Here is a 20,690-nt window from a genome sequence, read left to right as displayed (position 1 = left end):
AGCGGCAGCGGCGGGGGATCTGCCGCCCCCCAAGTGACGCGATGTTTCAATGACATCGCAGGTGCCAGTGGCCGCTTTCCCCGGTTTCGGGGAAAGTAGGGCTTTCCTTACCTTTATATTCATGGTCAATTTTCGCCGAGATATGGGGCCGCACGTGCGGAGGGCCTTGGTGCGCGTAAAATCCTGTCAAACGTCAGCTTGCGGAACATCGTTCCATCATGCGGTATTGGCAGTTTGAATTTTAGCGCTTAGGCTGCAGAAATCAGAGTCGCGGACAATCGTGGAGGAGTGTCCGGCAACAGGCTCGATAAGGGAGGACGAAATGGCCACACTATCTGTATCTATGCTGTCTGCGGGCGGGTGCATATGACCGCAATGACCCCCGAAGAAGCCATTCGCCACGTGGTTTCAACGAACCCGACGTTCGAAGTAACCGAAAGTAATATCCGTGGCGTCACCTATAAAACATTCAAGAATATCCCGAAAACCCTGGGCGGTCTGATCCAGGCGAGCCGCGAAATCCAGGGCAATGGTGCGGCGGAGTTTCTGGTCTATCAGGATGAACGCTGGACCTATGATGCGTTCACCGCCGATGTGAACCGCATTGCCAACGGGCTGCGCGACAGGCTGGGGATCAAGACCGGCGACCGTGTCGGCATCGCGATGCGCAACTATCCCGAACTGCTGATGCTCACGCTGGCGGTCGCGTCGGCGGGTGCTGTGGTGGTGTTCGTCAATGCGTGGTGGACCACCGAAGAGCTTGACTATGCGTTGCAAGACAGCGGGGCCAAGACTGTCTTTGCCGATGGTCCACGTTTTGAACGGATGAAACCGCTCGAGGATGATCTGGGCCTGCGTCTCATCGGCGTACGCGATGCCGAGGAAATGGGCCCGCACAAGCTGTCGGCGCTGATGCAGGGCATGGCCGAAACGCCGCCCGAAGGGGTTGATCTGGACACGGACGATGACTTTGCGGTGATGTATTCCTCTGGCACGACGGGCAAGCCGAAAGGGGTGGTGCAGACCCACCGTGGCGCGCTTAGCGCGGTGTTCAGCTGGCTGTTACAAGCCGTCGCCGCGCCGCTGGTCACCCCCCCTGAACCCGGCGCACCGCCCGCGCCGCGCCCGTCGGGGTTGATCGTCACGCCTCTGTTCCACGTCACCGCGACGCATCCGCTGTTTCTGCTTAGCCTGCCCGCAGGTGCCAAGATTTCCTTGCTGCACAAGTGGGACGCCGAAGAAGCGGTGCGCGTGATCAACCGCGAAGGCGTGACCCGTTTTCTGGGGGTGCCGACGCAATCTGCCGACCTGCTGGAAGCCGCAAAGCGTATGGGAGAGACCCTGCCGACGCTCACCTGGCTTGGCGCAGGCGGGGCGAAACGCCCTGCGGCGCAGGTCGCGCAGTTGAAAAACCAGTTCCCCGCCGCCGACATCGCGACGGGTTGGGGAATGACCGAGACGAACGCGCTTGGCATCGGCATGGTGGGCGAGGAATACAACAAACGCCCCGACGCCGCAGGTAAGCTGCATCCGCCGCTGCAAGACATCCGCTTTCTGGACGACAAGGGCAACGATGTCCCGCAAGGCGAATTGGGCGAAATTACCGTCAAAAGCCCCGCCAATATGCGCTGCTACCTCAACAAGCCGGAAGCCACCGAAGAGACGATGCAAGACGGCTGGCTGCGCACCGGTGATCTGGGTGTGATCGACGCCGAAGGCTATATCACCATCCTTGATCGCAAGAAGAATATCATCATCCGGGGCGGCGAAAACATCGCTTGTCTGGATGTCGAGGGCGCGCTGCACACGCATCCCGATGTGATCGAGGCTTGCGCGTTTTCCGTGCCGGACCCGCGCTTGGGTGAAGTCGTCGGGGCCTCTGTGCAGACCCGCGATGGCAAGCCTTTGACGCAAGCCGATATGGCGGCGCACCTCGACGGGCGGCTGGCCAAATTCAAGATACCCGAAAAACTGTGGTGCCAGGACGGTCCTTTGACCCGTGGTGCCACTGACAAGATTGACCGCCGTGCGATCCGCGCGGCCTGTCTGGACACATAAGGCCCACCAACCGGGCCGGAAGAAAGGAAGACTATGAACACCCCAACCGACGCAGAAATTGGTGCCTATATCGGTGCTGCCGGCAAAGCCGCATGGGAGGTCCCGGACCTGCCCGCCAACACCAAACAGCGCGAGATCAAATCCGTAGGCATCATCGGCGCGGGTACGATGGGCGGCGGCATCGCGATGAACTTTGCCACCGCGGGCATCCCCGTCACCATCGTAGAGACCACGCAAGAAGCGCTGGACCGCGGGTTGAAGGTCGTGCGCGGCAACTACCAGCGCAGCGCCGATAAGGGCCGTTTCCCGCAAGAAGAAGTCGAAGCGCGGATGGATCGCTTTGACGGCAAGCTGGAACTGGCGGCCTTGGCCGAGTGTGATCTGGTGATCGAAGCCGTGTTCGAAGATATGGAGCTGAAGCGCAAGATCTTCACCGAGCTGGACCGCGTGATGAAACCGGGCGCGATCCTTGCGACGAACACCTCGGCGTTGAACATCGACGAAATCGCCGCGATGACCAAGCGCCCCGAAGACGTGATCGGGCTGCACTTTTTCTCGCCTGCCAACGTGATGAAACTGCTCGAAATCGTGCGCGCGAAACATACTGCCGATGATGTGGTCGCGACCTCGATGGATCTGGCAGCCAAGATCAACAAGATCGCTGTACTCGTCGGCGTTTGCCCCGGTTTTGTCGGCAACCGTATTTTGTTCGCACGCCAGAAACAGGCCAACAAGCTGCTGCAACAGGGCTTGATGCCCTGGGATGTGGACGCCGCGCTGAACGCCTTTGGCTTCAAGATGGGGCCGTTCCAGATGTCCGATCTGGCCGGTCTGGATATCGGCTGGTCCAAAGGGGCCAAGACCGAAAACCCGATCCGCGATGCGCTGTGTGAAATGGACCGTCGCGGCCAGAAGACCCAAGCGGGTTTCTACGACTATGATGAATCCCGCCGCCCGATCCCGTCGGATGTGGTTGCCGGTGTGATCAAGGACATCACCGGTGCCGAGGCCAACCAGATGTCGCAGGAAGAGATCATCGAGATCTGCATCTATCCGATGATCAACGAAGCGGTCAAAATCCTCGAGGAAAACAAGGCGCAGCGCCCCTCTGACATCGATGTGGTCTGGCTGAACGGCTATGGCTGGCCCGCCGATAAGGGCGGCCCGATGTTCTATGGCGATATGGTCGGTGCGCAGGCCGTGCTGGACGTGATGGAAAAGCTGGGCGCCGAAGACCCCGAATTCGCGCCCGCCGAGCTGCTGCGCGATCTGGCCAAGAATGGCGGGAAATTCACTGAAATCGACACCGGAGGGCTGAAGGTATGAGCTATCAATATATCACCACCGAAAAGAAGGGTCACATCCTTGTTGTGACCATGAACCGCCCCGAGGTGTACAATGCCGTGCACGTCGACATGCATAATGAAATGGCCGATTGCTGGGACGCATTTGCAGCGGATCAGGATCTTTGGGTCGCGGTTCTGACCGGCGCGGGGGACAAGGCGTTCTCCGCGGGGAACGACCTGAAAGCCACAGCCGCTGGCGGGTCAAAGGCGACAATGCCCGCCAGCGGCTTCGCCGGTCTGTCCTCGCGTTTTGATCTGGAAAAGCCCATCGTCGCGGCCGTCAACGGTTTCGCCATGGGCGGCGGGTTTGAAACGGCGCTGTCATGCGACATTATCCTCGCCTCTGATCAGGCAAAATTCGCTCTGCCCGAGGTCAAGGTCGGCTTCTTCGCCGCGGCGTCCGGCGTGCAGCGCCTGTCACGCTATATCGGGCGGCTTGCCGCGCAAGAGATGATGTTCACCGGCCGCACCATCATGGCCGATGAGGCGCTGTCGATGGGCTGCGTTAACGCGGTCTATCCTGCCGACCAACTAATGGCGAAAGCGATGGAAAAGGCCGAGGAGCTGTGCGCCGTGTCGCCGTCGGCGGTCAAGGCCACGAAACGCGTCCTGAACGACATGTACAAGCGCGACGGGATGCAGGACAGCATCGCCTATTCACGCGAGGTGATCGCGGACCTCAGCAAAACCGAAGATTTCAAGGAAGGCGTGAACGCCTTTGTCGAAAAACGCAAACCCAACTGGGTCAATAAATAATCGAACCAACTGCCAGGAGGCACTCTATGTCACATAACGAAGCTATGGCCGGAATGAATAATCTCGAGATGTCCGAGAAGGCCAAGCCGCTGTTGGCCGCCGTCATCAAACACATCCGCGAAAACGTCGATCCGATCACCGACGAGTATTTCCGCCTTGGCGAAGGTCGTGCCGACCGCTGGTCACACGCGCCCGGCCAGTTGGAGCTGCTGGAAACCGCCAAGAAAAAGGCTCGTGAAAATGGGCTGTGGAATTTCTTTTTGCCCAATGCCGAAACCGGTGAAGGTCTGTCGAACCTTGATTACGCCTATATCGCGGCCGAGCTTGGCAAAAGCCCGCTGGCCTCTGAATCGCTGAACTGTTCCGCGCCCGACACCGGCAACATGGAAGTGCTGGAACGGATCGGGACGCCGGAGCAGAAAGAAAAGTGGCTCAAGCCGCTGTTGGCCGGTGAAATCCGGTCGGCCTTCGCGATGACCGAACCCGATATGGCGTCCTCGGATGCCAAGAATATCTCTACCTCTGCCGTGCTGGAAAACGGTGAATGGGTCATCAACGGCGAGAAATACTATATCTCCGGTGCCGGTGATCCGCGCTGCAAGATCATGATTACCATGGTCAAGACATCGCCAGATGCCGAACCTTTCCGCCAGCAGTCCCAGATCCTCGTGCCGATCGACACCCCCGGTGTTGAAATTGTCGGCCCGATGCATGTCTTTGGTCACGACGACGCGCCGCACGGTCACATGCATATCAAGTTCACCAATGTGCGCGTGCCCGAGGAAAACATCCTCTGGGGCGAAGGCAAGGGCTTTGAAATCTCCCAAGTGCGTCTTGGGCCAGGCCGGATCCACCACTGCATGCGCTCCATCGGGGCGGCGGAAAAGGCGCTGGACCTGATGATCGAACGCGGGCTGAGCCGTGAAGCCTTTGGCAAGAAGATCATCGATCTGGGCAAGAACATGGAAACGATCTCTCGCGCCAAGATCGAGATTGAAGCCATGCGCCTGATGGTGCTGAAAGCCGCCAAGGCGATGGACGTCCTGGGCAACAAAGAGGCTCGCATCTGGGTCAGCATGATCAAGGCGATGGTGCCGGAAAAAGTCTGCAACATCATCGATCAGGCGATGCAGGTGCATGGTGCGACAGGTATTTCGCAGTGGTCGCCGCTGTCGGGCATGTACACGTCGCAGCGCACGCTGCGTTATGCGGATGGCCCTGATGAGGTCCACCACCACGTGATCGCCCGCGCCGAGGTCAAGGATTATCAGGAATCCAACCTGCGGACATCACGCGCCCGTGAAGAGATCGCTACAGGCCGTACGCGAGGTGGCGTATGACCCTATTCGATCTGACCGGAAAGGTGGCGCTGTTGACCGGCGCCTCCAAGGGCATGGGGCTGGCGATGGCCAAGGGTCTGGCCGAGCATGGCGCGACCGTCGTCATCTCGGCGCGCAAGCAAGACCAGCTGGACGCCGCCGCCGCCGAGATCAACGCGCTTGGCAAGGGAAAAGCGTTCGGCGTCGCCTGCAACGTTGGTTACAAAGAGCAGCTGCAAGCGCTGGTGGACGAGACCCACAAGCTGGCAGGCAAGATCGACATCGTGATCGGCAACGCGGGCGTGAACCCCTACTATGGGCCGACGTCCGAGATCCCAGATGATGCCTATGAAAAGACGATGAACGCCAATGTGCTGTCCAATCTTTGGCTGGCACAGATGGTGGCCCCCGACATGATCGAGAAAGGCACCGGGTCGATGGCGTTCACCTCGTCCATCGGGGCGTTCAAACCGTCGGTCATGCTGGGCACCTATGGCATGTCCAAGCTGGCGCTGATCGGCCTTGTGCGCAACCTGGCCGCCGAATTCGGGCCCAAGGGTCTGCGGTTCAACGCGATCTGTCCGGGTCTGGTGAAAACCGAATTCGCGCGCGAGCTGTGGGACAATCCCGATGTCGAGAAACGCATCAAGAACGAGATCCCGCTGCGCCGCCTTGGCGAGGCAGAGGATTTTGCGGGGCTCGCCGTGTTCCTCGCCTCTGATGCCAGCCGCTACATGACCGGTCAGGCGCTGACCGTTTGTGGCGGGTCGAACATGTGGACGTAAGGGGCTGCTATGGAACTGAAGGATAAAATCATCGTCATCACCGGTGCCGCAAGCGGCATCGGCAAGGCGATGGCCATCCGCTTTGCCGCGGAAGGGGCCAAGAAAGTCGTCTGTGTCGACCTCAACAAAGAGGGCGCGCAGGCGGTTGCCGATGAAATCGACGGCGTGGCTTTCGGTGTGAATGTCGGTGTCGAGCAAGAGATCGCGGATATGATCGATGCCGTGGAAAACGACATCGGCCCGATTGATCTGTTCTGCTCTAACGCGGGCATATTGATCGCGGGCGGCATGGAAGTGCCAAACGAAGACTGGCAGCGCATCTGGGACATCAATGTGATGGCCCATGTCTGGGCGGCCCGTCATCTGGTGCCGCGCATGACCGAACGCGGGGGCGGCTATCTGCTGAACACCGCGTCGGCGGCAGGTCTGCTGAACCAGGTCGGCTGCGCGCCTTACGGCGTGACCAAACACGCGGCTGTTGCTGTGGCCGAATGGCTGGCGATGTCCCATGGTGATGACGGGATCAAGGTCTCGGTGCTTTGCCCTCAGGCTGTCCGCAGCGAGATGACCCGCGGTCACGAGGATTCTGTCGCCGCACTCGACGGTCTGCTTGAAGCGGAACCCGTGGCCGAAGCCTGTCTGGAAACCATCCGCAACGAGACGTTCCTTGTGCTGCCCCACCCGCAAGTGCTGGAGTATATGCGCAAGAAAACCGAGAACTACGATCGCTGGATCGGGGGTATGCGCAAGCTGCACCGGATGTATGGCGACCGCAGAAACCCGCAGGGGAATGTATCATGATCGGCTATACCACCGTGGGCACCAGCGACATGGCGCGCGCCAAGCAGTTCTATTGCGACCTGTTCGAAAGCAAGGGTGCCAAGGTGCTGATCGACAGCGGTCGGATTGCCATGATCGGCACCGGCGGCGGCACGCCCATGATCTCTGTCTGCGAACCCTACAACAAAGAGGCCCCCACCCCCGGCAACGGGGTGATGGTCGCTTTTACCGCTGACAGCAAAGAGGAAGTGGACGAGATCTACGCCAAGGCGATCTCGCTCGGTGCGACAGACGAGGGCGCGCCGGGGCAAAGGGTGCCGGACCGGTTCTACGGGGCCTATGTCCGCGACCTTGATGGCAACAAACTGTGCTTTTTCAAATTCGCCTAAAGTAAAAATCTGCCGTCCGCGTCACGCGGGCGGCAGCCCATAGACGCGCCGCGCCGTGCCAGAGAAAAGCGCCGCTTGCGCCGCGTCATCCAGATGCGCTGACATCTTCTTGAACGCGTTCCAGATCACCACATAGCTGACCGCCGTGCGATCCACGGGAAAATTGCTTTCGAACATGCAACGTTCGGGGCCGAAGACATCCAGCATATGCGCGTACCATTTGCCCTGCGTCTCTACGATCTCGTCCGAGGACGGTGGCAGGTCGCGGTGCATGTAGCCGTACCCATTGTCGGGCATGCATAGCCCGCCCAGCTTGGCCATCACGTTGGGGCATTCCGCTAGCTCTGACATATGGTCTTTCCACGCGGCAAAGATATCGTCGCGTTTGCCTTTGAACCGGCCAACGCCCAAGGGTGTGCCGAAGTGGTCAAGGATCAGCGTGGTCTGTGGCACCGCGCGGGCAAGGTCCAGAAACTCTTGGTGTTGATGGTGGTAATGCCAGCTGTCCAGCGTCAGCCCACGCTCGCCCAGGATCGCGGCACCGCGGATGAAGTTAGGATCGCCGTATTGGTTTTCGACCCCGCGTCCGGGGATCGCCAGATGCTGCGGTTCCGCATCGCGCGCGCCGGAGTTGCGGATACCTTTGAACAGCCCGTTCCCTGCGGCCTCATGCGCGTCAAGCGCGGCATGCAGCTGGTCGGGGGGCAGCACCAGTTCGGTCTGCGCGATGATGCCCGCGATCTGCGCCTGACCGCGCGGCACCTGCGCCGCCATCTGCGCCACGGTGCGGGTCTCTCCCACCGATTGCAGATGCGCGGGCGCGTCGCGATCCCAATAGGACCGACATTCGATATAGACCGTCTGCACCACGTTATGCCCGGCCCCAGTGTCGCGCCAAAGCGCGTCCATCTCGTAGACGGCGGGGGCGTCGGGCGTGCCGTGACGCCAGAGGTGGTGGTGGGGGTCCACAATCTCGCGGTGCGGGTCGATTGCGGTCTCGGGGACCAGTCCCAGCCAGTCGTCCCGCAGTTCGATCCCCGGTCGCCAACCCGGATAGCGGCCCCCCGTTTGTGTCATGAAGCAGCTTCTTTCTTTTTATAGGGGCGCATCAGCCCTTCTTGCGCCGTTGTCGCGGCAAGTTGGCCGTTCTGATTGTAGATCAGCCCGCGATTGAACCCGCGCGCGCCACCGGTGAAGGGGGCGTCGAGTTCGTACAGATGCCAGTCAGAGAAATCGATCGGCGCGTGAAACCACATGGCGTGGTCAAGGCTGGCGGTCATGACCTGCCCCTGGAACCACGTCAGCCCGTGGGGCCGCAACGACGAGCCAAGCAGGTTCATATCGGACGCATAGGCGAGCAGGCAGTGCTGCATGATCGGGGACTGCCCCTTTGCCGCCTCCATCCGGAACCAAAGATAGTTCTTGTCCGAGGTCTTTTCCGGTTCGAACAGATCGCGCGGGTCAACCTCGCGGATCTCAATAGGGCGTTCGCGCAGAAAATCGTCGCGGTGTTTAGGCGAGATTTTTTCGATATAGGGTTCGCGCAGGTCGGGACGGTCAAGCCAGTGTTCCGGCCCTTTGACGTCAGGCATCTTGTGCTGGTAGTCCCAGCCCTCTTCCTGCACGTGGAACGACGCCGAGAGATTGAAGATCTGCTTGCCATGCTGGATCGCGACGACCCGCCGCGTGGTAAAGCTGCCCCCGTCGCGGGCGCGGTCCACCTGATAGATCACCGGGATCGACGGGTCACCGGGACGGATGAAATAGGCATGCAGCGAATGGCACATCCGGTCCGGCACCGTGCGATAGGCGGCCATCAATGCCTGCGCGATAACATGGCCGCCAAAGATGCGCGTGGTGGTTTCCCCGCCCGACCCGATGCCGCGGAACAGGTCGATCTCAAGCTGTTCGATATCCAGCAATTCAAGGAGTTGGCGGGCCACATCGGTCATCTGGGTTCAGTCCTTCTGGGTCGCACGCGCATTGGCGTAGGCGACATAAAAATCAAAGCTGTCCGGATTGGCCATTGAATCCCTGTTCACCACCTTTTCCGGATCCTGCCCAAGCAATAGCTTTTTCACAGGAACCTCAAGCTTTTTGCCAGATAGGGTGCGGGGGATCTCGGCGACCTCGATGATCTCGTTCGGAATGAACCGCGCCGAGACGTTCTTGCGGATCGCGGCGTTGATCTTGTCCTTGAAGGCGTCATCAAAGGCGACGCCTTGGGCCGGCACCACGAAGAGCGGCATAAAGCTTTCGCGGCCCAGAAATTCGAGGTCGACAACAAGGCTGTCCATCACCTCGTCCAGCCCTTCGACGGCCTGATAGATTTCCGCACTGCCAAGGCGCAGACCCTTGCGGTTGATCGTGGCGTCAGAACGGCCATAGATGACCGATCCGCCGTTTTTGTTGATCTCGATCCAGTCGCCGTGGCGCCAGATGCCGGGATAGGTGTCAAAATAGCTGTCGTGCAGGCGGCTGCCATCATCGTCGCCCCAGAAGAACAGCGGCATCGACGGCAGCGGCTCGGTGCAGACCAATTCGCCCACAACGCCGGTCAGGTCATTGCCATCCTCGTCGAAGGCACGCACCGCGTTGCCAAGCGCGCGGCACTGCATTTCACCTGCGCGCACGGGCATGCCGGGATGGCCCAGCACAAAAGCCCCCGCCAGATCGGTCCCGCCCGAGATAGGCGCCAGCCAGACGTCCTCTTTCACCTGTGCGTATATCCAGTCATAGGCATCAGAGCTCAGCGGTGATCCGGTCGAGCCGAGCGAGCGCAGCGCGGAAAGGTCAACCTCGTCCCGTGGGGTCAGCCCTGCCTTCATGCAACCGCTAAAGAAGGCCGCGCCTGCCCCAAAGAAATCAAGCTTTTCATCCGCGACAAAGCGCCAGATCACGCCCATGTCAGGATAATTCGGCGCGCCGTCGAACATCGCGACCGTGGTGCCCTGCCCCAGTGCGGTGAATTGCGAGTTCCACATGATCCAGCCCGAGGATGTCAGCCAGCAATAGCGTCCGCCGCGCCGAAGATCATGGTGTAGAGATTGTTTTGCGGATTCCAGAATGATCCCGCCATGCCCGTGCACGATCGGCTTGGGGTTGCCGGTGGTGCCGGAGGAATAGACGATCCACAGCGGATGATCGAAGGGGACTTGCGTGCTTTCATAGGGTGCGTCGCGGTCCAGCAGACTGTCCCACGCCATATGCCCCTTGGGCAAATCCCCGACAAAAGGCACCGTGACGCATTGCACCAGACTGGGCAGCGCCGCCTCTAGCCCTGCGAGGATCTCGCGACGGTCCACGGTTTTGCCTGCGTGGACATAGCCGTCTTGCGCGATCAGCACCTTGGGTTCGATCTGCTTGAACCGGTCCAGAATGGCGACATGCCCCATATCGGGGGCGCAAAGCGACCAGATCGCGCCGATGCTCGCGGTGGCCAGAAAGGCGATCATCGCGGTTTCGGTATTGGGCAGCACGGCAACAACGCGGTCGCCTTTGGTCACGCCCATATCCCGCAGATGCGCGGCGACGCTTGCCACTTGCGCGCGCAGCTCGGACCACGACAGACGTTTGCGGCCAAAGGTTTCGGACTGCACGATCAGCGCATCGCCGTCAGGCTGGCTGTCCACATGCTTCATGATCTGGTCGGTGTAGTTCAGCATCGCGCCGGGGCACCATTCGGCACCGGGCATCTGACGCTTTGCCATGACGGTCGTGTAGGGCGCGCTGGCCTGTACGTCGAAATAGTCCCAGATCGCGGACCAGAACCCGTCAAGGTCGGTCACGCTCCACTCCCACATGGCGTTGTAGTCGTCGAACGTCAGCCCGCGTTGGTCTTTCAGGAACCGTTCAAATTCCGCCATGGTCGAGGCATCGGCGCGCTCTTTTGTCGGGGTCCAAAGGATATCGTTCATGTCATCGCTCCGTGGATGAGGGCCTTGAGTTGGGGGCGCGCGGGGTACGAGCTGGACGGCGCAAGCTGCGTGAAGAATACGACAGACAGATCCAGCACCGGATCAATCCAGAAGAAGGTAGAGGCCATGCCGCCCCAGCTGAAATCGCCTAGGCTGCTGGGAACGCGGACGCGACCGGGGTTCAGCACCACGGCACCGCCAAGGCCAAAGCCCATCCCCTCCATCGGTTGTTCAGCAAAGCTGGCAGGCCCCATCGACGCGATGTCGCCGGGCAGATGGTTGCGCATCATAAAGTCGAGCGTCTTGGGCGAGATCAGCCCCGCCCCACCGGTGCGCAGCATCTCGGCGAACTTGAGGTAATCATCAATGGTGCCCACCAGTCCGCCGCCGCCAGAATGCATCTCGGCGTTCAGGAAGGGGGAGGTGTCGGGTTTGTCCACGCAGCGCAGCACGGGCGTATCTGGTTTGGCCGCGTTCATGCCATAGGCGCTGCCCGCCAGCGGGGTGTAAAGCGAGGCAAAGCGGTCAATGCCACCTGCGGGCACGGAAAACCGCGTCTCGTCCATGCCAAGGGGGCCGAGGATTTCATCAACCAGAAACGTCTCTAGCGACTTGCCCGAAACGACCTCTATCACGTGGCCAAGCACGTCGATGCCCACGGAATATTCCCAACGGGTGCCGGGGTGAAACGCCAGCGGCAATGCGGCCACGCGGTCGGTCATCTCAGCCAGCGATCCCTGATCGGCGCGGAACAGGATGTCGGCCTCGTCCATCGCCTTCGCCGTGATGCCGGGGTTGAACGGATAGCTCAGCCCCGAGGTATGGGTCAGCAGCTGGTGCAGTGTCGGCGTCTGGCAGGGTTCGGTCTGATCCGCCGCGGTGGCACCGTCAATCAGGCAGCGCATATCGGCGAAAGCGGGGATGAAATCAGACACCGGCGCATCCAGGTGGAACAGCCCGCGTTCCGCCAGCATCATGATGCCGACCGAGGTGACGGGTTTGGTCATCGAATAGATGCGGGCGATCGTGTCGCGTGTGAACGGCTGGCCAGTATCCGTGTCGCGCTGGCCCTTGGCATCAAAGTAGACCTCTTGCCCGCCCTGCGCCACCAGCACCGAACACCCGGCAAACCGTTTGCGGTCCACATAGGTCTGCATCCAGTCCCCAATACGGCCCAGCTTATTTGTGTCGAACGCCAAAAAACTTTCCTCCCGAGCCGCGACCGCGCCTCAGGAGGATGAGGCCGCGGAACGCGACGATTTCAATAGATGATTTACTGGTAATGGTCTGGCTTAGGTCATCAGACCTCAAGCCATTCCTTGCGCACGTCATCACGCTGGCGCAATTCAGCCGGCGTGCCCTCATAGACCACCTGACCATGCCCCATGACATAGACCCGATCCGCGATGTCCATCGCGATCGACAGTTTCTGTTCCACCAGCAAGGTAGAGATCCCGCGGTTGGCGATCTCTTTGAGCACCTCGGCGACCTTCTGCACCATCTGCGGGGACAGACCTTCGGTGGGTTCGTCGATCATGACCAGATCGGGGTCGCCCATCAGCGTGCGACACATGGTCAACATCTGCTGTTCCCCCCCCGACAGTACCGAGGCTTCGACGTCGGCGCGGCGGTCGAGGTTTTCGAACATGTCGAACATCGACTGCATCGACCAACGGCCCGCGCCATCCTTCTGTCCGGGTTTCAGACCCAGCGTCAGGTTCTGCCGCGTGGTGAGACCGGGAAAGATATCGCGGTTCTCGGGCACATATCCGATCCCCATATTGGCGATCTGGAACGCTTTCTTGCCGCTGATCTCCTGCCCTTGAAACTTGACCGATCCTTTCGGTTCGACCTCGCCCATGATGGCCTTGCAAGTGGTGGACCGTCCCACCCCGTTACGCCCCAGAAGCGCGACGATCTCGCCTTCTTTGACGTTCAGGTTCACCCCCTGAAGGATGTGGGACTTGCCGTAGAAGGCGTGCATATCCGTGACTTCGAGCATCATTAGTGTTCTGCCTCCAATGCGGCGCCCAGATAGGCTTCTTGTACGCGGGCGTCTGCACGCACGTCTTCGGGTTTTCCGGTGGCGATGATTTCGCCATAGACCAGCACCGAAATCCGGTCGGCGAGACCGAAGACCACGCTCATGTCATGTTCCACCATGATCAGCGTCTTGCCCGCGGTCACCTTGAGGATCAGGTCGGTGATATAGTCGGTTTCCGTGTTGCTCATCCCCGCCGTCGGTTCGTCCAGCATGATGACATCGGCACCGCCCGCGATGGTGATCCCGATTTCAAGGGCGCGCTGTTCGGCGTAAGACAGGGTGCCCGCGGGCAGGTTGCGCCGTTCCAGCAGGTTGATCTGGTCAAGGATGCGGTCCGCGCCCTCGGTCAGTTCACGGGACCGGTTCACCAGATTCCAGAAGCTGTATTTATAGCCCTGCGACCACAAGAGCGCACAGCGCACGTTTTCAAACACGCTCATCGCCGGAAAGATGTTGGTGATCTGGAACGAGCGGCTTAGCCCCTTGCGGTTGATCTGGAAGGGTTCGAGCCCGGCCAGATCCTCTCCGTGCAGCTTTACCGTTCCAGCCGAAGGCGCAAACCGTGCGGTGATCAGGTTGAACAGCGTCGATTTCCCCGCGCCGTTCGGCCCGATCACGGCATGACGTTCCGCCTTGCCGATGCTCAGGTCGATGCCGCGGATGATCTCGGCCTTGCCAAAGCTTTTCTTGAGGCCAGTCAGTTCAAGTGCGGGTGTGCTCATGACGCGCCTCCTGCTGTGTTTGCTTCGTTCCAGGCGTCTTTCAATGCCGGTGCTGTGGCCTTGGCAATGCCCAAACCGATCAGCGCGACCGCGCCCGCCACCAGCCACGGCATCAGCGTGTGGCTGTCGAATGTGGTCCAGAAGACGGTCATTTCATTGTCACCCGTGGCCCCATGACGATAGTGGAACGTCATCTCGACCAGTGCCGCCAGCCCCATCAAACCGATTGCCGCCGGCAGCAGCGTCTTGAGATAGGGCATGATCAACGTCGATGCCTTGCCCAGCTTGAACACAGGCACATGCATCATCAGCAGACCTGCCAGACCACCGGGGAAGAACATCACCGTGGATAGGAACAGGACGCCCGCATAAAAGGCCCAAAGCTCTGTCGACAGGCTCAGAACGGTTTGCAGCAGGGTAAAGGCGATGGCCCCGATGATCGGGCCAAAGAAGAACCCGACGCCGCCAAGGAAGGTCACCAGCAGGATGATCCCTGACGAGGCGGTGTTCAGGTTTTCCTCGGTCAGGATTTCGTAGTTGATCGCGAAAAGCCCACCGGACACGCCTGCAAAGAAGCCAGAGGCGACAAAGCTGTAGAAGCGGACCCACCGCGATGAATAGCCCAGAAACTCTGCCCGCTCGGGATTGTCGCGCACGGCGTTTGCCATGCGACCCACGGGGGTGCGGCTCCAGAGGTACATCAGCGCGGCAGAGATCACGACCCAGCCAGCGGTCAGGTAATAGACCTCGATCTGTTGCAGGAATTCGACGCCAAAGAAAGGCTGCGCGTAGGTCCGGTCGCCGCTGATGCCTTCTTCGCCGCCAAAGAACGCGACGATGATGACGGAACAGGCCGCGATCAATTCGCCCACACCCAGCGAGATCATGGCGAATACCGTGCCCGCGTTACGGGTCGAAAACGCGCCGACGATCATGGCCAGCCCCATGCCGAAGAGACCACCAAAAACCGGCAGGATCACCAGGGGAATGGTCGAGAAGAAATCGGACATGTTCATGATGTGCATACAGGCAAAGCCGCCCACACCGGCATAGACCGCATGGCCAAAGGACAGCATACCCCCCTGCCCGAGCAGCATGTTATAGGCCAGCGCGAAAACGATCGTGATCGACATCTGGTTCATGATCGTCAGTGCCGAATTATTGGTAAACACCATCGGCAGGATGGCCAGCACGACAGATGCAATGACCCAGGGGGCCAATGTCAGCACCAGCGACCCTGACCGCATACGCTGCGCGGGTTTGGACGGGTCCGTGGTGATCTGCTCTTTCGGGCGGGCGCCTTTGGGAATGTCGGTTCTTGGATCTGAAACTGTCATGAGCTGCGCTTTCCGAAAAGACCTGCCGGGCGGAAGATGAGGATCAGCACCATCAGGATATAGGGCAAGATGTCGGCGATCTGCGGGCTGGTGAGGCTCCAGAAATCGCGGAATATGCTGTCATCCAGGCTCTCGGGTTTAGAGATGCCAAGGCCGGTCAGGATATTCTCCATCTCGATGTTGTAGGATTTGGCGAAAGTGGTGATCCAGCCGATCAATAGCGACGCGATCAGCGCCCCCCACAGCGACCCGAGGCCACCGATCACGATGGTCACGAACACGATCGACCCCAGCACAAAGGCCATACCGGGGAATGTGCCAAGCACCGGTCCGGCAATCACACCGGCCACACCGGCCAGCGCCGTGCCGACCCCGAACACCCCCATAAAGATCAGCGGCACATTGTGGCCCAAGGCTTCGACCGTGCGCGGATAGCTCAGCGCGGCCTGAATGATCATGCCGACGCGGGTCTTGGTCAGCACGTAAAGCAGCCCGATAAAGATGCTGATCGAGATGAAGATCATGAATATCTTATAAGCGGGGATCGAATTCCCCGAGATCGCAAACGCGGTAAAGTTCAGCGCGTCAGGAATGGCGTAGGGCAGTTGGTTCTTGCCCCAGATGAATTGCACCAGTTCTTCGATCAACAGCGCCAGACCAAAGGTAAAGATCAGTTCGGGCACGTGTCCGTATTGGTGAACCCGGCGCAGGCCGTAGCGTTCAACCCCTGCCCCCATCACACCCACGACGAGCGGCGCGATCAGCAGCCCCATCCAGAAGCCGAGCGCAAGACTGATCTGGTAGGCGAAATAGGCACCAAGCATGTAAAAGCTGGCGTGAGCGAAGTTCAAAACACCCATCATCGAGAAAATTAGGGTCAGACCGGCGGAGAGCATGAACAACAGCAATCCAGTAACCAGCCCGTCGATGAGGTTGACGAGAATGAGGTCCATGAGGCCCCTCCAGTAGTGTGGTGGCAAGGTGCAAGAGGGGCCCGCCCGCCAGCGCAGGCGGACCCGAGAGAAATCGCCTTATTCGGGGCGCTTCATCTCGCAGGTTGTCGGGCTGTCCATCGACGCCATTTCGACGGTCGATTCAGTCACGACACCATACCCGGACTGGTCATAGTCAAAGTCCAGGTTGTCGTTTGTATGGACGCCGACATGCATGTCCTGAATGATCTGGTGATCTTGCGGACGCATGAACAGTTTACCACCCCACATGCTGTCGTATTCCATGCCTTCCAGCTTGCTGGCCACCGCGACCACATCCGTGGCGGAGCCCGCTTCGGTGATGGCCTGGGCCAGCATGCCGATGGTGTTGAAGATACGGCTTTGGTCGATGTTGCCGTCTGGATACTTCTCAAGGAAGGCGTTGTAGGTGTCGCGCGCTTCTTCGGTGGCGATCGGGTTGATGCTGCCTTGCGAAATCAGGCGGATCTTGTCTTTACCGCTTTCACCAAAGGCGGCCGTGATGCCGGAACCCGCAGCGTAATAGGTATAGATCGGCCCTTCGAACCCGTTGTCGATGATCGCCTTGCCGATGCCCAGCATGTCAGCGCCCCAGTTCCCCGTGATCACGGCATCCGCACCAGAGGATACAACCTTGCGCGCGTAGGGGGTAAAGTCTTTCACCTTGCCGATGGGGTGCAGTTCGTCACCGACGACCTCGATGCCGTCACCTTTCGCGTCCAGCATTTCATTGGCGGCGGCAGACACAGCCTTACCAAACGAATAGTCCTGCCCGATGATGTAGACTTTCTTGATGTCCTTGTCCTGAACGATCACATCGGTCAGCGCGTCCATCTTGATGTCAGAGTTGGCGTCGAAACGGAAATGCCAGAAGTTGCATTTGTCGTTGGTCAGCGCAGGGTCCACAGCGGCATAGTTCAGGAACAGAACACGGCTGTCGGGGTTGCGGCGGTTGTGTTTGTCGATGGCTTCGGTCAATGCGTTCGCGACGCCAGAGGAGTTCCCCTGAACGACGTAGCGCGCGCCTTGGTCAATCGCGACCTGAAGCTGAATAAGGGATTCTTTGGGGCTGACCTTGTTATCAAAAGGCAGCACTTCCATTTTTTGGCCGTCCAACAGACCGCCTTTGTCGTTTACCATGTAATCAGCCGCGAATTCGAACTGATGCAGGCCGTTGGTGCCAGTGCTTGCGAATGGACCTGACAGCGGGTCAATGAACGCGATCTTGATGTTTTCGGCAAAGGCTGCGCTCGCGCCAATGACCAAAGAAAGCGCGGAAACCGCGCCGTACTTAGCGATATTTTTCATTTTAATCCTCCCAAGGACGGCCCGGCGCTTTTAATGCGTTTTTTGGATTGCCAGACCTTGGGAAGAGCCTTGCATAATGCGATTTATTGTCAAGCGCCTCTGTTCATAAGTTGCGAGCCTGCACCGTTGGTTATGCCATATATTGCGTGAAGGTACGGGCGAAATCACCTGCGCGAAATTTCGCCCGCTGCCGTTTTTTGACGCAGGGTCAGAAATAAGCATTTGAAAATAAATGTATTAATGAATTGCACAAGATTGTGACGGCTGATCAGTTTTTACGCGGTGCCTGACAGATGTCCGCTGAACACTATTCAAAAAAAATTTGCGGCGGCGGGTGCGATCCTGACAATTGTCATGGCACCGCAGTTTTGCCAATTCCAGCCACTGGAACGAAGCTGCTGGCCGCGGTGGTTGAAATCTATACGACCGGCCAAGTTGATTCTCCCGCCCCGCGGGTCCACACCCTAAAACCGGATGCTGATGGCTTGCGCCGCTGCCGACAAAAGCTGAGCATAGGTCGTTTCAAGCTGCCGTTTCTTCACGTGGAAAGCGGGACCGCCCACATTCAGCCCGTAAACCTGCGATCCGTTGGGCGAAAACACCGGCACCGCGATGCCGTTCACATCGGGACGCCAATCGCCATAGCTTGAACAAAATCCCTTATCTGCAAACTCTGTCATCGCGGCGGCATAGCTGTCGCGCGCGCGGGCTTCGAACTCGGGCCCTTCGGCTGCAGCATAGCGGAACGCGCGGTCGCGGCTTTCGTCGGACATGCCGGTCAGGATTGCGCGACCAATGGCGGAATCAAACAACGGCAGCCGTGACCCGACGCGAATTTGCAACGCGACATCCTCGCGCGAGCGTTTGGTCGCGATATAGACAACGTCCAGCCGGTGGACCTCTCCGATCGCGATGGTGACGTAGGAATTGGGCCCGTCGCGCAGCTTGCGCATCTCTTCCTGCGCGCGGTCGCCGATCTCCATACTCGACAGCACGCCAAAGCCAAGCTGCAGCACCCCTGCGCCCAGCCGATAGGTGCCGGTGCGGGCATCGGCGACAAGATAGTCCAGTTCCACCAGCGTATGGGTCAAGCGCGACACCGTCGCCTTGGGCAGCCCTGTCCGTTCGGAGAAATCCGTGTTGGTCAGGGCTGTTTCGTTTTCCCGAAAGCAGCGCAACACATCCAGCCCGCGGGCAAGCGCCGTGACAAAGTTTCTGTCCTTCGTCTCTGCCGGATCTGTCGCGAACTCGTTGGAGGCCATCTTACTTGCCTTCCAGCGCTTTAAGCCCGTTTTCCGCAAACACAGGGACATAGGCACCGACCTTCATCGCCCGCTCGGGGTTGGAGGCATTGCCGTCCAGCGCGCGTTTCAATACGCCCTGAATGATCCCGGCCATGCGGAAGAAGCAAAAGGCGAGGTAGAAGCCAAAGTTGTCGATCCCGTCCAGCCCGCGGCGTTCGCAGTATTTGGCGATGAACTCGGCATCACTCGGCACGCCAAGCGCTGCGCGGTCCACACCGCCAAAGCCGCGCCCTTCGGTGCCCGCGGGCATTTGCCACTGCATGATAACGGCCGCAAGGTCAGCGTAAGGGTGGCCGATGGTCGACAGTTCCCAGTCCAGAATGGCCAGACATTTGGTGCCGTCTTTCTCGAACATCATATTGTCGATGCGGTAGTCGCCATGCACCAGCGTGCGCTGCCCGTCATCCGCGGGGATGTTGGCGGTCAGCTTTTCGATCAGCTGGTTCATCGCGGGCAGGTCTTCGGTTTCGGACGCGCGGTATTGCTTGGTCCAGCGGGCGACCTGACGTTCATAATAGTTACCGGGGGGGCCGTAATCCGACAGACCCACCGCGTCGATGTCCACCTCGTGCAGGGCGGCGAGCACGCGGTTCATCTCGTCAATCACGCCGGCGCGGCCTGCCTTGTCCATGTCGGGCATGCGCGGGTCCATGAAGTTGCGCCCGTCGATATGATCCATGATGTAGAACGCCGACCCGATCACGTCGTCATCCTCGCACAGCAGGTGCATTTTCGACACGGGCACATCGGTATCCTGCAACGCCTTTTGCACGCGGAACTCACGGTCAACCGCATGGGCGGATTTCAACAGAACGCCCGGCGGTTTGCGACGCAGCACATAGTTACGCGACGGGGTTTTCAGCAGGAACGTCGGGTTGGACTGACCGGCCTGGAACTTGGAGACCTCAAGCGGGCCTTCAAAGCCCTCAAGGTGTTTTTCCAGATAGGCGCTGACCTTCGGAATATCGAGTGTCTGGGTGTCTGTGCTCATGGCTACCGTTCCTTAACTATAGGTCAGCATGTCAGCGGTCTCGGCTGACATCAGATGCGGGGTCGCGTTGAATTCATGCAGGAAAAACGCGGATTTGGTGAAGACGAATTTGGTGATGGATGTGTTCTTGATCTGCAGATTCAAGGTCATCATCATTTTATGCGGTGCGCCAAGAGACGCGGCCGTCAGCTGCCCGATCACCCCACCGGAGCTTACGGCAAGTACGCGCTCCGCCCCTTCGGCACAGGCGATCAGACGGGCGGCTTCCACGCGGTCGGTGAAATTGGCCCATGTCTCGGCGGGGCCTTCGATCTCGTCTGCCTGCCACTGAAAGACGGTTTCGCGCAGGGTACGGAAATGCACCTTGCGGTCGCCCTTGACCAGTTCGGGAACCGCCCCTTTATAGCGCGCGTCCAGTAGGTTCTGAAAATCATACTCATTCAGGCCGGGGTGGGTGTCGCCTGCCTCGAATCCCATCGAGGCAAGCGTTTCTTTCTGACGGGTCAGGGTGCCGGTGATTGTCCGGTCCGGCACCCAGCCGGTATCGCGGAGCAGCTGGCCGACGGCCTCGGATTGCCGGTGCCCGAGGTCCGACAACTTGTCATAGTTGTCAGCCCCGAAAGACGCCTGACCGTGGCGGATGACCAGTAGCTCTCCCATGAT

19 protein-coding genes are annotated in these 20,690 nt (G+C 59.7%); 7 read left to right on the top strand and 12 right to left on the bottom strand.

The window, feature by feature from the left end; all coding sequences use genetic code 11:
- The first annotated feature begins 366 nt into the window (after positions 1-366).
- From ABM428_RS16365 to ABM428_RS16335, 7 genes are read left to right on the top strand one after another with little or no spacing between them, the layout of a single operon-like run.
- Positions 367-2,058: a class I adenylate-forming enzyme family protein gene (locus tag ABM428_RS16365; protein WP_132997977.1), complete on the top strand. Its 1,692-nt coding sequence runs from the start codon at positions 367-369 to the stop codon at positions 2,056-2,058.
- A gap of 33 nt (positions 2,059-2,091) precedes the next feature.
- Positions 2,092-3,384: a 3-hydroxyacyl-CoA dehydrogenase gene (locus ABM428_RS16360; protein WP_132997976.1), complete on the top strand. Its 1,293-nt coding sequence runs from the start codon at positions 2,092-2,094 to the stop codon at positions 3,382-3,384.
- Complete coding sequence (locus ABM428_RS16355; RefSeq protein ID WP_009824290.1) at positions 3,381-4,160, top strand: enoyl-CoA hydratase-related protein; 780 nt, start codon at positions 3,381-3,383, stop codon at positions 4,158-4,160. The genes ABM428_RS16360 and ABM428_RS16355 overlap by 4 nt, the downstream gene beginning before the upstream one ends.
- Positions 4,161-4,213: 53 nt before the next feature.
- On the top strand, positions 4,214-5,500 hold the full coding sequence (locus ABM428_RS16350) for an acyl-CoA dehydrogenase family protein (RefSeq protein ID WP_037942093.1): 1,287 nt from the start codon (positions 4,214-4,216) through the stop codon (positions 5,498-5,500).
- On the top strand, positions 5,497-6,264 hold the full coding sequence (locus tag ABM428_RS16345) for an SDR family NAD(P)-dependent oxidoreductase (protein WP_304951210.1): 768 nt from the start codon (positions 5,497-5,499) through the stop codon (positions 6,262-6,264). The genes ABM428_RS16350 and ABM428_RS16345 overlap by 4 nt, the downstream gene beginning before the upstream one ends.
- A 9-nt stretch (positions 6,265-6,273) precedes the next feature.
- Entirely contained in the window at positions 6,274-7,065 is a 792-nt protein-coding gene (locus ABM428_RS16340; protein ID WP_064216665.1) for an SDR family oxidoreductase, read from the top strand.
- Complete coding sequence (locus ABM428_RS16335; protein ID WP_005848865.1) at positions 7,062-7,433, top strand: VOC family protein; 372 nt, start codon at positions 7,062-7,064, stop codon at positions 7,431-7,433. Before ABM428_RS16340 ends, ABM428_RS16335 begins: the two co-directional genes overlap by 4 nt.
- A gap of 21 nt (positions 7,434-7,454) precedes the next feature.
- Here ABM428_RS16335 and ABM428_RS16330 read toward each other — a convergent pair whose 3' ends face one another.
- The 12 genes from ABM428_RS16330 to ABM428_RS16275 all read right to left on the bottom strand — a co-directional run bounded on the left by ABM428_RS16330 (position 7,455) and on the right by ABM428_RS16275 (position 20,687).
- A complete protein-coding gene (locus ABM428_RS16330; protein WP_353628563.1) occupies positions 7,455-8,510 on the bottom strand; it encodes an amidohydrolase family protein in 1,056 nt (351 codons plus the stop codon).
- A complete protein-coding gene (locus tag ABM428_RS16325) occupies positions 8,507-9,385 on the bottom strand; it encodes an acyl-CoA thioesterase II (RefSeq protein WP_005848859.1) in 879 nt (292 codons plus the stop codon). The genes ABM428_RS16330 and ABM428_RS16325 overlap by 4 nt, the downstream gene beginning before the upstream one ends.
- 6 nt (positions 9,386-9,391) lie before the next feature.
- Positions 9,392-11,350: an acetoacetate--CoA ligase gene (locus tag ABM428_RS16320; RefSeq protein WP_353628562.1), complete on the bottom strand. Its 1,959-nt coding sequence runs from the start codon at positions 11,348-11,350 to the stop codon at positions 9,392-9,394.
- On the bottom strand, positions 11,347-12,549 hold the full coding sequence (locus tag ABM428_RS16315) for a serine hydrolase domain-containing protein (RefSeq protein WP_353628561.1): 1,203 nt from the start codon (positions 12,547-12,549) through the stop codon (positions 11,347-11,349). Before ABM428_RS16315 ends, ABM428_RS16320 begins: the two co-directional genes overlap by 4 nt.
- 101 nt (positions 12,550-12,650) lie before the next feature.
- Positions 12,651-13,352, bottom strand: coding sequence for an ABC transporter ATP-binding protein (locus tag ABM428_RS16310; RefSeq protein ID WP_174226639.1), 702 nt, complete (start codon positions 13,350-13,352; stop codon positions 12,651-12,653).
- A gap of 2 nt (positions 13,353-13,354) precedes the next feature.
- Complete coding sequence (locus ABM428_RS16305; protein WP_005848852.1) at positions 13,355-14,116, bottom strand: ABC transporter ATP-binding protein; 762 nt, start codon at positions 14,114-14,116, stop codon at positions 13,355-13,357.
- Positions 14,113-15,453, bottom strand: a complete 1,341-nt coding sequence (locus ABM428_RS16300) for a branched-chain amino acid ABC transporter permease (protein ID WP_005848850.1) — start codon at positions 15,451-15,453, stop codon at positions 14,113-14,115. Before ABM428_RS16300 ends, ABM428_RS16305 begins: the two co-directional genes overlap by 4 nt.
- On the bottom strand, positions 15,450-16,406 hold the full coding sequence (locus ABM428_RS16295; protein ID WP_005848848.1) for a branched-chain amino acid ABC transporter permease: 957 nt from the start codon (positions 16,404-16,406) through the stop codon (positions 15,450-15,452). Before ABM428_RS16295 ends, ABM428_RS16300 begins: the two co-directional genes overlap by 4 nt.
- 78 nt (positions 16,407-16,484) lie before the next feature.
- Positions 16,485-17,732 (bottom strand): branched-chain amino acid ABC transporter substrate-binding protein, encoded by a 1,248-nt coding sequence (locus tag ABM428_RS16290; protein ID WP_168593217.1) that lies wholly within the window; start codon positions 17,730-17,732, stop codon positions 16,485-16,487.
- 464 nt (positions 17,733-18,196) lie between these two features.
- Positions 18,197-18,994, bottom strand: a complete 798-nt coding sequence (locus ABM428_RS16285) for an IclR family transcriptional regulator (RefSeq protein WP_005848844.1) — start codon at positions 18,992-18,994, stop codon at positions 18,197-18,199.
- A 1-nt stretch (position 18,995) separates the two neighbouring features.
- Positions 18,996-20,027: a phosphotransferase family protein gene (locus tag ABM428_RS16280; protein ID WP_317938948.1), complete on the bottom strand. Its 1,032-nt coding sequence runs from the start codon at positions 20,025-20,027 to the stop codon at positions 18,996-18,998.
- A 12-nt stretch (positions 20,028-20,039) separates the two neighbouring features.
- The gene (locus ABM428_RS16275; protein WP_005848839.1) at positions 20,040-20,687 is read right to left on the bottom strand and encodes a histidine phosphatase family protein; all 648 of its coding nucleotides are present in this window, start codon (positions 20,685-20,687) and stop codon (positions 20,040-20,042) included.
- Between the last annotated feature and the right edge of the window lie 3 nt (positions 20,688-20,690).

This window comes from Sulfitobacter sp. TCYB15 (assembly GCF_040435955.1).
Classification (GTDB): Bacteria; Pseudomonadota; Alphaproteobacteria; order Rhodobacterales; family Rhodobacteraceae; genus Sulfitobacter; species Sulfitobacter pontiacus.
This window is presented reverse-complemented; position numbering and strand designations above follow the sequence as displayed.

Excerpts from the sequence above, each read along its gene's own strand:
- ABM428_RS16365 (WP_132997977.1), top strand. The coding sequence starts at position 367 with ATGACCGCAATGACCCCCGAAGAAGCCATTCGCCACGTGGTTTCAACG.
- ABM428_RS16360 (WP_132997976.1), top strand. The coding sequence starts at position 2,092 with ATGAACACCCCAACCGACGCAGAAATTGGTGCCTATATCGGTGCTGCC.
- ABM428_RS16355 (WP_009824290.1), top strand. The coding sequence starts at position 3,381 with ATGAGCTATCAATATATCACCACCGAAAAGAAGGGTCACATCCTTGTT.
- ABM428_RS16350 (WP_037942093.1), top strand. The coding sequence starts at position 4,214 with ATGAATAATCTCGAGATGTCCGAGAAGGCCAAGCCGCTGTTGGCCGCC.
- ABM428_RS16345 (WP_304951210.1), top strand. The coding sequence starts at position 5,497 with ATGACCCTATTCGATCTGACCGGAAAGGTGGCGCTGTTGACCGGCGCC.
- ABM428_RS16340 (WP_064216665.1), top strand. The coding sequence starts at position 6,274 with ATGGAACTGAAGGATAAAATCATCGTCATCACCGGTGCCGCAAGCGGC.
- ABM428_RS16335 (WP_005848865.1), top strand. The coding sequence starts at position 7,062 with ATGATCGGCTATACCACCGTGGGCACCAGCGACATGGCGCGCGCCAAG.
- ABM428_RS16330 (WP_353628563.1), bottom strand. The coding sequence starts at position 8,510 with ATGACACAAACGGGGGGCCGCTATCCGGGTTGGCGACCGGGGATCGAA.
- ABM428_RS16325 (WP_005848859.1), bottom strand. The coding sequence starts at position 9,385 with ATGACCGATGTGGCCCGCCAACTCCTTGAATTGCTGGATATCGAACAG.
- ABM428_RS16320 (WP_353628562.1), bottom strand. The coding sequence starts at position 11,350 with ATGAACGATATCCTTTGGACCCCGACAAAAGAGCGCGCCGATGCCTCG.
- ABM428_RS16310 (WP_174226639.1), bottom strand. The coding sequence starts at position 13,352 with ATGCTCGAAGTCACGGATATGCACGCCTTCTACGGCAAGTCCCACATC.
- ABM428_RS16305 (WP_005848852.1), bottom strand. The coding sequence starts at position 14,116 with ATGAGCACACCCGCACTTGAACTGACTGGCCTCAAGAAAAGCTTTGGC.
- ABM428_RS16300 (WP_005848850.1), bottom strand. The coding sequence starts at position 15,453 with ATGACAGTTTCAGATCCAAGAACCGACATTCCCAAAGGCGCCCGCCCG.
- ABM428_RS16295 (WP_005848848.1), bottom strand. The coding sequence starts at position 16,406 with ATGGACCTCATTCTCGTCAACCTCATCGACGGGCTGGTTACTGGATTG.
- ABM428_RS16290 (WP_168593217.1), bottom strand. The coding sequence starts at position 17,732 with ATGAAAAATATCGCTAAGTACGGCGCGGTTTCCGCGCTTTCTTTGGTC.
- ABM428_RS16285 (WP_005848844.1), bottom strand. The coding sequence starts at position 18,994 with ATGGCCTCCAACGAGTTCGCGACAGATCCGGCAGAGACGAAGGACAGA.
- ABM428_RS16280 (WP_317938948.1), bottom strand. The coding sequence starts at position 20,027 with ATGAGCACAGACACCCAGACACTCGATATTCCGAAGGTCAGCGCCTAT.
- ABM428_RS16275 (WP_005848839.1), bottom strand. The coding sequence starts at position 20,687 with ATGGGAGAGCTACTGGTCATCCGCCACGGTCAGGCGTCTTTCGGGGCT.